Raw genomic sequence first — 12,094 nt, forward strand, 5'->3', positions numbered from 1 at the left:
CGGGGGTTTCTTCTTGCCTGACACCCCCGGTTCGGAGGCCGGGGACCCCGTCGTACCAACTCTTCGAGAAGAAGAGACCGGCGGCGGGGATCCGGTTCTGTGGAAGACCTCCGAAGATCACCAGGAGCCATTGAATGGCACGCGTTTCCGGTGTTGACATCCCGCGCGACAAGCGCGTGGAGGTCGCCCTCACCTACGTGTTCGGCATCGGCCGGACCCTCTCGCAGGAGACGCTGGCTGCGACCGGCGTCGACCCGAACACCCGTGTTCGCGATCTGACCGAAGAGCAGCTGGTCGCCATCCGCGAGTACGTGGACAACAACATCAAGACCGAGGGTGACCTCCGTCGCGAGATCCAGGCCGACATCCGCCGCAAGGTCGAGATCGGCTGCTACCAGGGTCTCCGTCACCGTCGTGGTCTGCCCGTCCGCGGTCAGCGCACCAGCACGAACGCTCGTACCCGCAAGGGCCCGCGTCGCGCCATCGCCGGCAAGAAGAAGCCGGGCAAGAAGTAGTCCGCAGCGGACTCGCCGTCCAGCGGTCTTCGCTGTAGGACCGACCACCTCCCGTAGGAGTAATAGATGCCCCCCAAGGGTCGTCAGGGCGCTGCCAAGAAGGTGCGCCGCAAGGAAAAGAAGAACGTCGCCCACGGCCAGGCGCACATCAAGAGCACGTTCAACAACACGATCGTGTCCATCACGGACCCGGCCGGCAACGTGATCTCCTGGGCCTCCGCAGGCCACGTCGGCTTCAAGGGCTCGCGCAAGTCCACGCCGTTCGCCGCGCAGATGGCCGCCGAGTCGGCTGCCCGTCGCGCGCAGGAGCACGGCATGCGCAAGGTCGACGTCTTCGTCAAGGGCCCGGGCGCCGGTCGTGAGACCGCGATCCGTTCCCTCCAGGCCACGGGCCTCGAGGTCGGCTCCATCCAGGACGTCACCCCGACCCCGCACAACGGCTGCCGTCCGCCGAAGCGTCGCCGCGTCTGACGCACGGTCGTCTTGAGGCTACGGGCGGTACGGCTCCATAAAGGGCCGTACCGCCCGTACCCTTGCAGTACAGAGTCGGGCGTCAAATAGCGGGCGCCCCTGACTGAAGGAACACACCATGCTGATCGCTCAGCGTCCCTCGTTGACCGAAGAGGTCGTCGACGAATTCCGCTCCCGGTTCGTGATCGAGCCGCTGGAGCCGGGCTTCGGCTACACCCTCGGCAACTCCCTCCGCCGTACGCTCCTGTCGTCGATCCCGGGTGCGGCGGTCACGTCGATCCGTATCGACGGTGTCCTGCACGAGTTCACCACCGTGCCGGGCGTCAAGGAGGACGTCACCGACCTGATCCTCAACATCAAGCAGCTGGTCGTCTCCTCGGAGCACGACGAGCCGGTCGTGATGTACCTGCGCAAGCAGGGCCCGGGTCTGGTCACCGCCGCCGACATCGCGCCCCCGGCCGGTGTCGAGGTGCACAACCCCGACCTCGTCCTCGCCACGCTCAACGGCAAGGGCAAGCTGGAGATGGAGCTGACGGTCGAGCGCGGCCGCGGTTACGTCTCCGCCGTGCAGAACAAGCAGGTCGGTCAGGAGATCGGGCGCATCCCGGTCGACTCGATCTACTCGCCGGTTCTGAAGGTCACGTACAAGGTCGAGGCCACGCGTGTCGAGCAGCGCACCGACTTCGACAAGCTGATCGTGGACGTCGAGACCAAGCAGGCGATGCGTCCCCGTGACGCCATGGCCTCCGCCGGTAAGACCCTGGTCGAGCTGTTCGGTCTCGCCCGCGAGCTGAACATCGACGCCGAGGGCATCGACATGGGCCCGTCCCCCACGGACGCCGCCCTCGCCGCCGATCTGGCGCTGCCGATCGAGGAGCTGGAGCTCACCGTTCGGTCGTACAACTGCCTCAAGCGTGAGGGCATCCACTCCGTGGGTGAGCTGGTCGCGCGCTCCGAGGCCGACCTCCTGGACATCCGCAACTTCGGTGCGAAGTCCATCGACGAGGTCAAGGCGAAGTTGGCCGGCATGGGCCTGGCCCTCAAGGACAGCCCGCCCGGATTCGACCCCACGGCCGCTGCCGACGCCTTCGGCGCCGACGACGACGCGGACGCGGGTTTCGTGGAGACCGAGCAGTACTGATCGGTCGTTGCCGGTGAGCATCCGCTCATCGGGTTCCTGACCCCGGTACCTGACACGGCCGGGGCAGACACACAGGAGAAGAAAGATGCCGAAGCCCACCAAGGGTGCCCGTCTGGGCGGCAGTGCCGCGCACGAGAAGCTGCTCCTCGCGAACCTCGCGAAGGCGCTCTTCGAGCACGGCCGTATCACCACCACCGAGGCGAAGGCCCGCCGTCTGCGGCCGTACGCCGAGCGTCTGGTGACCAAGGCGAAGAAGGGCGACCTTCACAACCGCCGTCAGGTGCTCCAGGTCATCACGGACAAGAGCGTCGTCCACACGCTCTTCACCGAGATCGGCCCGCGCTACGAGAACCGCCCGGGTGGCTACACCCGTATCACCAAGATCGGTAACCGCCGTGGCGACAACGCGCCCATGGCCGTCATCGAGCTGGTCGAGGCGCTGACCGTGGCGCAGCAGGCGACCGGTGAGGCCGAGGCCGCCACCAAGCGTGCGGTCAAGGAGGCCGAGGAGGCCAAGGTCGAGGAGACCCAGGCCGACGAGGTCGTCGAGGACGCCGCGGAGGAGTCCAAGGACGCGTAGGCGTTCCGAAGGGCAGGGTGTTGGCGGGTCCGTTCCTTTCGAGGGACGGGCCCGCTTTTCTGTGTTGCTGAGAGGATCTCTGGGTGAGTGACGAAGTGCAGCCCGGGTACGTCCGTGTCCGTCTCGATCTCTCCTACGACGGGAGCGAGTTCTCGGGGTGGGCCAAGCAGGCCGGGGGGCGGCGGACCGTGCAGGGGGAGATCGAGGACGCCCTGCGGACCGTCACGCGGTCCAGGGAGACCTACGAGCTGACCGTGGCGGGCCGGACCGATGCCGGGGTGCACGCCCGGGGGCAGGTGGCGCACGTCGATCTGCCGGAGGGCGTGTGGCGTGAGCACCACGAGAAGCTGCTGAAGCGGCTCGCCGGGCGGTTGCCCCGGGATGTGCGGGTGTGGGCGCTCAGGGAGGCTCCCCGTGGCTTCAACGCCCGGTTCTCGGCCGTCTGGCGGCGGTACGCGTACCGGGTGACGGACAACCCCGGGGGTGTGGACCCGCTGCTGCGGGGCCATGTGCTCTGGCACGACTGGCCGCTCGACGTCGACGCCATGAACGAGGCGGCGCTGCGGCTGCTCGGGGAGCACGACTTCGCCGCCTACTGCAAGCGGCGGGAGGGCGCCACCACGATCCGGACCCTCCAGGAGCTGAGCCTGGTGAAGGGCGAGGACGGGATCATCACCGCCACCGTGCGGGCGGACGCCTTCTGCCACAACATGGTGCGCTCGCTCATCGGGGCGCTGCTGTTCGTGGGGGACGGGCACCGGGGGGCCGAGTGGCCGGGGAAGGTGCTGGCCGCGGGGGTGCGGGACTCCGCCGTGCATGTCGTACGGCCGCACGGGCTGACGTTGGAGGAGGTCGGGTACCCGGCCGATGAGCTGCTTGCTGCGCGGAGCAGGGAGGCGCGGAACAAGCGTGTTCTGCCGTCTGCCGGGTGCTGTTGAGTTTTCGGTGCGGCGCCGTCGTGGCTTGTCGCGCAGTTCCACGCGCCCCTTTTGGGGCGTTACGCCGGTTCCATGATGAGCCAGGCCACTGTTGAGGTGTCTCCGGCCATGCCCTTCACCGTGAAGTGCGTGCCGGGGGTGCGGGAGGCGACGTAGGCCACGCCCGAGGGGGTGCCGGCGGGGGACTGGACCGTGAGGAAGATGCGGCTGGTCCCGGTGACCGCGGTGGTGGGGACCGTCACCGGGGTCGTGCCGTTCAGGGTGACCGTGCCCATCTTGGCGTTGCTGCCCTCCTTGACCTTGATGCCCTTCCCGGCCCGGCCCACGACGATGTCGGCGTCGGCGCTGCCGATCTGGGCGGTGCCGAGGCGGCCCCAGCTGGTGTCCCGGCCGGTGCCGGGGCCGAAGGTCTGGGTGCCGTCGATCTCCATCGCGAAGCGGTGGGCGGAGTCTCCGGCGGCCTTGGACTGGAAGGCGCGGGAGGTCTTCCCGGCGCCGGTGACCGCGTAGCCGTGGGCGGCAGGCCGCTGCTGGACGAGGTGGACGCCGGGGCCGGCGCTCGCGGTGACCGTCAGGCCGGGGGTGGTGAGGGAGACCCGGCCGCTGGCGCGGCTGACGGTGAGGGGCGTGTCGAGGACGGTGCCGTCGTCGGCGTGCCGGACGAGCGCGAAGTCGGAGCCGTCACCGGCGCCGGACTCGGCGGCGTCGGTGGTGCGCAGGGCCCAGCGGCGGGCCTTGCCGCGGGACCAGAACTCCAGGTCACGGCGGGTGCCGGCGGCTCCGGAGATCATGTGGACGTCATGCTGGTCCCAGGCGATGCCGGTGTCCCGGTGGGTGCCGGAGATCACGCCGCTGTGGCGGACGACGACCGCGCCGAGGTCCTGGAAGGGGGCCGTCGTCCCGACGTACTCGCCGCCGACCACCGAGACGTTGCTCACGGAGTTCAGCGCGGAGGTGGTGAGGCCGTAGGCGGGGGAGAGGGCGCCGGTGCCGTCGTCGCCGCGGCCGGTGGTGGTGGAGCAGCCGGTGAGGACGACGCCCTCGGCGGCCTCGCCGGTGACGGTGAAGCCGGAGTAGGGGATGAGGGAGGCCGCGGTCTCCCTGCCGTCCCGTCCGGCGAGGCAGCCGAGGAGCTGGAGGAAGCGGCCGCCGGGGGAGGTGGCGAGGTGGAAGCCGTCCCGGCCGTTGCCGTCGGTGGCGCAGCCGATCATCACCATCGAGTGGTTGACGCCGGTGACGTGGTAGCCGTGGTGGGCGTTGGCCGCCGAGCGGCAGTCGACCACGGTGACCGCGTCGGGGTTGAGGATGTCGTAGCCGTGTCCCCCGTTGCCCTGGGCGTGGCACTGGAACAGGTCGGCGTCGACCAGGCCGCCGCCGGTGCCCGTGGTGTCGCCCCAGGTGAAGCCGTGGCCTTCGTTGTCGACGCAGTGGACCTGGGTGAGCTGGAGGGCGGCGGCGTTCTGGGCGTGCAGGCCGTGGCCGGTGAAGCGCCAGACGGTGACCTTCTCCAGGCCGAGGTCCCGGACGCCGGGGGTGACGCGGATGCCGTCGATCGAGGTGCCGGTGGTGGCCCGCTGGTCGCGGCCGTCGAGCGCCAGGCCGTACAGACGGGGACCGCCGCCGTACGCCGGGTCGGTGGAGCTGCGCTGCGCCGGGACCGGGTCGACGACGATCAGGGCCTCGCCGGTGAAGGTGCCGAGGCCGGGGCGCAGATAGGAGGCGGTCATCTCGGTGTGGGCCGGGGAGCGCGGGTGCCAGTCGCCGCGCAGGGTGACGCCGAGCCGGAGGCGGAGCGGGGAGGCGAGCCGGTACGCGCCGGGCGGGAGGTAGACGGTGTCGCCCTGGCCGGCCGCGTCGATGGCCTTCTGGATGGCGGGGGCGTCGTCGGCCCGGTCGTCGCCGAGGGCCCCGTACGGTGTGTCCTTCACGTTCAGCCAGCCCGCGCCGGTGCCGGTGGCCGAGGCCGTCTGGGCGATGACGATCGAGGTCGCGAGGGCGGCGCCGGTGAGACCGGCGGCGCCGGCGAGGAGGCTGCGTCGGGTCGTGGCGCTCATGGCGTGGTTCCCCCCAGGGATCCGTGACCGGATGATCAGATGATCACTTGGGGGGAGTGTCGCACGTCCGATTGGCCCGTTTGACGGCCGGCCGGGTCAGCCCTCGGCCGCCGCCGAGGCCTGGGCCTGGCCACGGCGGTTGATCTGCTGGAAGGCGAACTCGGCGAGGTCGTCACCCATGGTGAAGACCGCCGTGTCCTTCGTGGTCACGTCCTTGCCATTGGTGAAGCCCGTGATCGTGAAGTAGGCGTACCGGCCGTAGGAGTTGGTCGTCGAGCGGCAGATCGCGGCGTTGCAGAAGGACTTCACGCCCTTGCCGGTGAGCGCCTTCACGATGCTCTTGCTGTCGGCCTGCCTCTTGACCTTCAGGGCCTGCGCCTCGGTGTCGAAGACCGCCACACCGACCGTCACCGCGGCGTCGCCCTTGGTGTACGTCACCCGCATCAGCCGGGTGCAGCCGTTGGCGGCGAGGACCTTGGGCAGGGTGCCCTGGACGCCCGTGGCGCAGTCGGTGCTGTCCGCCGTCGGGCCCTTCTTGTAGACGTTGGAACCCATGGTGAGCTGGGTGCCGGGGAACATCAGCTCCGGGCTGTTCTCCGCCGTGTCCTTGGCCTTGCTGGAGACGAACTCCTTGGGGTCCAGCGCCGGCGGCGCGCTGGTGGGCGCGAAGGACGGAGTGCCGGACGCGCTCGGCAGGCCCGTGGTGGCGGGCACCGAGGACGTGGGCCGGTTGGCCTCGTCGCTCCCGCCGCTGTTCACCACCGCCATGGTCACGGCGGTGCCGACACCGACCGTGGCCAGCGCGCCCCCCACTATGAGGAACAGCTTGCGGCGCCTGTTTCGTTTCTCGGACGCGTCCGCGAGTGCCGCCCAGTCCGGGGACGGGCCGTCACTGCCACCGGTCCACGGCTGCTGGGAGTTCGGTTTCCACGGATCCCACTGGGACTGAGGTCCCCCCTGCCCATAGCTCATGGGCCGCATCTTAGACGGGTGGACACGCCGCCGTTCCGCCCCAACTGCCTTTGAAACCTTCTCACCCGGAGATGTCGTGTTTGCCGTGCCGTGCCCTCGCCCCGGCCCCGCCGGGGCCTCGTTTTGACCCCACCCTCGCGACACGGGTATCCTGCATCTTCGTTGTGTATTGGCTTGCTCATTCTCACGGGACGGGCCCTTACACCGGTCCACCGGGCCGATGACCAGCGACCTGCACGCGGTTTGCGTCACCGCAGTGCGGCCAGGGCTGTCGTGATCGTCTTCGGTGACCTTGTCAGGACCACTCACTCGAAGCGAAGGCTACGAACCGTGCGTACGTACAGCCCCAAGCCCGGCGATGTGACGCGCCAGTGGCACGTCATCGACGCTCAGGACGTTGTCCTGGGCCGTCTCGCCAGCACCGCCGCCTCCATCCTGCGCGGCAAGCACAAGCCGATCTACGCCCCTCACGTCGACACCGGTGACTTCGTCATCATCATCAACGCCGACAAGGTGCACCTGTCCGGCAACAAGCGGACCCAGAAGATGGCGTACCGCCACTCCGGCTACCCGGGTGGTCTGCGCTCCGTCCGCTACGACGAGCTGCTGGACAAGAACCCGGAGAAGGCCATCGAGAAGGCCGTCAAGGGCATGCTCCCGAAGAACACGCTGGGCCGTCAGATGCTCTCGAAGCTGAAGGTCTACAAGGGTGACCAGCACCCGCACGGCGCGCAGCAGCCGCAGCCGTTCGAGATCACCCAGGTCGCGCAGTAACACCGGCCTAGACCAAACCAAGCCAAGAGAATCTGAGGAATCACCGTGGCCGAGACCACTGCCGAGCAGCCGCTCGAAGAGACTGAGCTCGTCGACATCGACAGCTACACCACCGAGTCCGAGGTGCCCGTCGAGGGCGAGTACACCTCGGAGTCCCTCGCCTCCCGCTTCGGCGACCCGCAGCCGGCCGCCGGCCTGGGCCGTCGCAAGAACGCCATCGCCCGCGTCCGGATCGTCCCGGGCTCCGGCAAGTGGAAGATCAACGGTCGCACCCTCGAGGACTACTTCCCGAACAAGGTGCACCAGCAGGAAGTCAACGAGCCGTTCAAGGTGCTCGAGCTCGAGGGCCGCTACGACATCATCGCCCGCATCGCGGGTGGCGGTGTCTCCGGTCAGGCCGGTGCGCTCCGTCTCGGTGTCGCCCGTGCGCTGAACGAGGCGGACGTCGACAACAACCGCGGCGCGCTCAAGAAGGCCGGCTTCCTGACCCGTGACGACCGCGCGGTCGAGCGGAAGAAGGCCGGTCTGAAGAAGGCCCGCAAGGCTCCGCAGTACAGCAAGCGTTAATCGCTCGCTGCCTGCACCGAACGCCCCGGCGGCACGCCACTGTGCTGTCGGGGCGTTCGTTTTCCTACTGGCAGGGGCGTATAACGGCACAAGATGCTCAAAGGCTTGTGTGACGGATGCCGCTATCCGGTGTAATTGCCCCTTCGGTCATTGACGCTTCCTCAGGAGGACAAGTGGGACGACTCTTCGGCACGGACGGCGTGCGCGGTGTCGCCAACGCGGATCTGACGGCCGAGATGGCGCTCGGCCTGTCCGTCGCGGCGGCGCATGTGCTCGGCGAGGCGGGCACCTTCGAGGGTCACCGGCCGGTGGCTGTCGTGGGGCGTGACCCGCGTGCGTCCGGAGAGTTCCTGGAGGCCGCCGTGGTGGCGGGTCTCGCGAGTGCCGGCGTGGACGTGCTCAAGGTCGGCGTGCTGCCGACGCCCGCCGTCGCCTACCTCACCGGTGTGCTCGGCGCGGACCTGGGCGTGATGCTCTCCGCCAGCCACAACGCGATGCCCGACAACGGCATCAAGTTCTTCGCGCGCGGCGGCCACAAGCTCGCCGACGACCTCGAGGACAGGATCGAGGCCGTGTACGAGTCCCACACCCACGGTGAGCCGTGGGAGCGGCCCACCGGCTCGGGCGTCGGCCGCGTGCGGTCCTACGACGAGGGCTTCGACCGGTACGTCGCCCACCTCATCGCCGTCCTCCCCAACCGGCTCGACGGGCTGAGGATCGTCCTCGACGAGGCGCACGGCGCGGCGGCGCGGGTGTCCCCGGAGGCGTTCACCCGGGCCGGGGCCGAGATCGTGACGATCGGGGCCGAGCCGGACGGGCTCAACATCAACGACGGGTGCGGATCGACGCATCTCGACAAGCTGAAGGCCGCGGTCGTCGAGCACGGGGCCGACTTCGGCATCGCGCACGACGGCGACGCCGACCGGTGCCTCGCGGTGGACCACACGGGCGAGGAGGTCGACGGCGACCAGATCCTCGCCGTGCTGGCGCTCGCCATGCGGGAGCGGGGCGTGCTGCGGTCGGACACCGTCGTCGCCACCGTCATGTCCAACCTCGGGTTCAAGCTCGCCATGGAGCGGGAGGGGATCCACCTCGTCCAGGCCGCGGTCGGTGACCGGTACGTCCTGGAGGAGATGAAGGAGCACGGCTACGCCCTCGGCGGCGAGCAGTCCGGGCATGTGATCATCCTCGACCACGCGACGACCGGCGACGGCACGCTGACCGGGCTCATGCTCGCGGCGCGGCTCGCCGAGAGCGGGAAGTCGCTGCGCGAGCTGGCCTCCGTGATGGAGCGGCTGCCGCAGGTGCTGGTCAATGTGCCGGACGTGGACCGGTCCCGGGTCGGGGACTCGGCCGAGCTGTCGGCCGCCGTCGCCGAGGCGGAGCGGGAGCTGGGCTCCACCGGCCGGGTGCTGCTGCGTCCCTCCGGGACCGAGCCGCTGGTCCGGGTGATGGTCGAGGCCGCGGACATCGAGCAGGCTCGGTCCGTCGCGGGCCGGCTGGCCGATGTGGTGAAGTCCGCGCTCGGTTAAGAGCCGGTTCGGGTTCGGGGCGGGGGGTTCTGCGCATCGCGGTCTGCGGGTGCGTTGTGGCTTGTCGCGCAGTTCCCCGCGCCCCTTTCGGGGCTTGCGCCCCTTCAGGGCCGTTTCGACCAGGCCCACCTCTGGAGCAGCAGCGTCGTGGTTCCCGCCAGGACGATGCCCAGGAGGTTCAGCAGGAGCTGTTCCGTCGATCCCCACGTCTGTTCCATGTCGCCGTAGCTCAGGGCGACCGCCGCGTTGGCCGCCGCCGGGACCGTGGTGACGGAGATGGCCACCCCGACCAGGGCGCCGGACTTGGCCGAGGTGAGGGAGAGGGTGCCGGCCGCGCCGGCCAGGACGGCGACGATGAACGAGAAGGCGTCGGGGGCGTAGACGAAACCGGTCTGGGGGCGGTCGGCGTCCAGCTGGGCCTCGCTGAAGAGGCCCAGGGCGTCCATGAACAGGCTGAAGACGACCGTCGCGGCCATGGCGACGGCGAAGCCGACGAGCAGGGCGTTCAGGGACCGCAGGGCGAGCCGGGGACGGCGGCGGACGATCGAGGTGGAGAGCCCGGCGAGCGGCCCGAACTCCGGCCCCACGGCCATGGCGCCGACGATCAGCACCGCGTTGTCCAGGACCACACCGCAGGCCGCGATCATCGTGGCCAGGGTGATGAAGGCGAGGTAGGTGACGGAGAGCGTCGACTCCTCGTGGGTGGCGTCGGTGAGGTGCTCCCACAGGACCGCGTCCGCGCCCTCGCCCGGGGCCTCCGCCTCGGCCTTCTCGGCGCGCAGTGACAGGGACAGGTCGATGTTCTCGACGGCGATCGAGCCGGTCCGGTCCAGGCCCGCCCGCTGGAGTTCGGTGAGGAGCGCGTCCCCGGCCTCTCGGGCCACGTCACAGGTGACGACGTCCCCGGCGGGATTGCGGGCCGCGCCCCGCAGCACCACGAGATGCGTGGCGCCGACCGTGTTCTCGATCAGCCGGAGCACGTCGTCGGTCTTCTCCGGCGGGGCGATCAGACGCAGATGCAGCACGGAGGCAGGCTAGCCGGGAGGACTCTTCCGGCCACCCCGGCCCCCTGTGACCGGGATCACTCCGGGGTGAAAACCCGGGGCCCGGCGCCGGCGTCTAGCGGGTGTGAGAACAGTCAGGGCAGCGCTGCACGAGGTGGACGAGGCACGTCTCCTCCGGCTGGTGGCCAAGGGCGACCGGGCCGCGTTCGAGGAGCTGTACCGGCGTACGTCGCCGTGGATGGCGGTGCGGCTGCGCCGCCGCTGCGGCGACGAGCAGATCGTCGCCGAGGTGATGCAGGAGACGTATCTGGCGGTGTGGCGCGCGGCGGGCGCGTTCACCGGGGCCGCCGTCGGAGGGTCGGCCACCGGCTGGCTGTGGACGATCGCCGCGCGCCGCCTCGTCGACGCGTTCCGGCGCCGCGCCCACCACGCGGAGCCGCCGCCGGCCGCCGCACCGCCCGGCGTGGCACCCGCCGCCGAGGACGAGGCGCTCGCGGCGAGCGTCGGCGGTGACGTCGGGGACGCGTTGCGCCTCCTCGCGCCGGAACTCAGACAGGTACTGCAGGCCCTGGTGCTCGACGGACTCTCCGTCCGGGAGACCGCGGTCCTGCTCGGGCTGCCCGAGGGCACGGTCAAGACCCGTGCCCGCCGGGCCCGGATCCAGATGCGGAGGGCGCTGGCATGAGCGCGGAACACGCGTCGGCGCGGATCATCGAGGGGTACGCGCGCGGCGACACGGACCTCGCCGTCGACGAGGTGTGGGCCGTGGAGGCCCACCTGGAGGGGTGCCGGGGGTGCCGTGACCGGCTGGCGGCCGCGGTCGCCGCCGGGGTCCCCGCCGTCGCCTCGCTGGTCGACTCGGTCTGGTCCGGCCTCGCACCCGAACTGGCGGTCATCGCCCCGGTGCGGCGCCGACGGCACCGGCCGGCCTGGCTGTCGGGGTGGATGACGCCCGCGATGGTGCCGTGGCTGGCCATGGTCCTCGCCGTGACGCTGCTGGCGCTGCTGCTCGACCGGGCCGACACCGGCTTCGTCCTCGGCTCGGCCTCGGGGGCCGGCCAGGTGTCGCTGGTGCTGCTGTTCGCGCCGGTCCTGCCGGTGCTCGGGGTCGCGGCGTCCTGGTCGCGCGGTCTGGACCCGGCGTACGAACTGACGGCCTCGGCGCCCCGGGCCGGGCTCTCCCTGGTGCTGCGGCGCACCGCGTCCGTGCTCGCCGTGGTCGTTCCCGCGCTGCTCGTGTGCGGCTGGGCGACGGGGGTGACGGCGGCTCAGTGGCTGCTGCCCTGCCTGGCGTTCACGGCGGCGACGCTGGCGCTGGGCGGCGTGGTCGGGGTGACCCGTGCCGCCGTCGCGCTCGCCGTTGTGTGGGCCGCCGTGATCCTGGCGCCGACCCTGGCCGCCGGCGGCCGTACCGCCTTCGCCCTGCGCACGGACGGACTGCCCGTGTGGGGGCTGCTCCTCGCTCTCGGCATCGGTGTCGTGATCGCCCGCAGGGGCGCCTACACCGCGCTGGGAGCCCATCGATGACCACCGGAGGGGAACATTC

The 12,094-nt window shown here is 70.6% G+C and carries 13 protein-coding genes; 10 read left to right on the forward strand and 3 right to left on the reverse strand.

The genetic code is table 11. The features are described 5' to 3' along the window. Positions 1–134: 134 nt before the first annotated feature. From rpsM to truA, 5 genes are all read left to right on the forward strand, one after another. Positions 135–515 (forward strand): 30S ribosomal protein S13, encoded by a 381-nt coding sequence (gene rpsM / locus ABZ490_RS17955; protein WP_055632357.1) that lies wholly within the window; start codon positions 135–137, stop codon positions 513–515. Positions 516–581: 66 nt separating this feature from the next. Further along, positions 582–986: a 30S ribosomal protein S11 gene (gene rpsK / locus ABZ490_RS17960; RefSeq protein WP_010354218.1), complete on the forward strand. Its 405-nt coding sequence runs from the start codon at positions 582–584 to the stop codon at positions 984–986. Positions 987–1,104: 118 nt separating this feature from the next. Continuing rightward, positions 1,105–2,127 carry a DNA-directed RNA polymerase subunit alpha gene (locus tag ABZ490_RS17965; protein ID WP_003966937.1) on the forward strand — a complete coding sequence of 341 codons (1,023 nt, stop codon included), beginning with the start codon at positions 1,105–1,107 and terminating at the stop codon, positions 2,125–2,127. A gap of 85 nt (positions 2,128–2,212) precedes the next feature. Beyond that, a complete protein-coding gene (rplQ, locus tag ABZ490_RS17970; protein WP_358990619.1) occupies positions 2,213–2,707 on the forward strand; it encodes a 50S ribosomal protein L17 in 495 nt (164 codons plus the stop codon). Between the two features lie 83 nt (positions 2,708–2,790). Then, on the forward strand, positions 2,791–3,645 hold the full coding sequence (gene truA / locus ABZ490_RS17975; RefSeq protein ID WP_358990622.1) for a tRNA pseudouridine(38-40) synthase TruA: 855 nt from the start codon (positions 2,791–2,793) through the stop codon (positions 3,643–3,645). A gap of 59 nt (positions 3,646–3,704) precedes the next feature. On the opposite strand, the gene ABZ490_RS17980 is transcribed toward truA, so the two are convergent. Next, positions 3,705–5,699 (reverse strand): glycosyl hydrolase family 28-related protein, encoded by a 1,995-nt coding sequence (locus tag ABZ490_RS17980; RefSeq protein WP_358990625.1) that lies wholly within the window; start codon positions 5,697–5,699, stop codon positions 3,705–3,707. A gap of 96 nt (positions 5,700–5,795) precedes the next feature. After that, positions 5,796–6,671 (reverse strand): hypothetical protein, encoded by an 876-nt coding sequence (locus ABZ490_RS17985; RefSeq protein WP_358990628.1) that lies wholly within the window; start codon positions 6,669–6,671, stop codon positions 5,796–5,798. 330 nt (positions 6,672–7,001) lie between these two features. Here ABZ490_RS17985 and rplM point away from each other — a divergent pair, with 330 nt between their 5' ends. The 3 genes from rplM to glmM all read left to right on the forward strand — a co-directional run bounded on the left by rplM (position 7,002) and on the right by glmM (position 9,544). Further along, entirely contained in the window at positions 7,002–7,445 is a 444-nt protein-coding gene (rplM, locus tag ABZ490_RS17990) for a 50S ribosomal protein L13 (protein WP_055632362.1), read from the forward strand. A 45-nt stretch (positions 7,446–7,490) separates the two neighbouring features. Next, positions 7,491–8,012: a 30S ribosomal protein S9 gene (rpsI, locus tag ABZ490_RS17995; RefSeq protein WP_358990631.1), complete on the forward strand. Its 522-nt coding sequence runs from the start codon at positions 7,491–7,493 to the stop codon at positions 8,010–8,012. Between the two features lie 173 nt (positions 8,013–8,185). Then, positions 8,186–9,544 carry a phosphoglucosamine mutase gene (gene glmM / locus ABZ490_RS18000; protein WP_358990633.1) on the forward strand — a complete coding sequence of 453 codons (1,359 nt, stop codon included), beginning with the start codon at positions 8,186–8,188 and terminating at the stop codon, positions 9,542–9,544. 104 nt (positions 9,545–9,648) lie between these two features. On the opposite strand, the gene ABZ490_RS18005 is transcribed toward glmM, so the two are convergent. Then, positions 9,649–10,569 (reverse strand): DUF389 domain-containing protein, encoded by a 921-nt coding sequence (locus ABZ490_RS18005; RefSeq protein ID WP_358990636.1) that lies wholly within the window; start codon positions 10,567–10,569, stop codon positions 9,649–9,651. A 133-nt stretch (positions 10,570–10,702) separates the two neighbouring features. On the opposite strand from ABZ490_RS18005, the gene ABZ490_RS18010 reads away from it, so the two are divergent. Both ABZ490_RS18010 and ABZ490_RS18015 read left to right on the forward strand, forming a co-directional pair. Beyond that, the gene (locus ABZ490_RS18010) at positions 10,703–11,233 is read left to right on the forward strand and encodes an RNA polymerase sigma factor (RefSeq protein WP_358990639.1); all 531 of its coding nucleotides are present in this window, start codon (positions 10,703–10,705) and stop codon (positions 11,231–11,233) included. Beyond that, positions 11,230–12,075 carry a zf-HC2 domain-containing protein gene (locus ABZ490_RS18015; protein ID WP_358990642.1) on the forward strand — a complete coding sequence of 282 codons (846 nt, stop codon included), beginning with the start codon at positions 11,230–11,232 and terminating at the stop codon, positions 12,073–12,075. The genes ABZ490_RS18010 and ABZ490_RS18015 overlap by 4 nt, the downstream gene beginning before the upstream one ends. Positions 12,076–12,094 lie beyond the last annotated feature (19 nt).

Origin of the sequence: Streptomyces sp. NPDC005811 (assembly GCF_040630405.1) — a bacterium.
GTDB lineage: Bacteria > Actinomycetota > Actinomycetes > Streptomycetales > Streptomycetaceae > Streptomyces.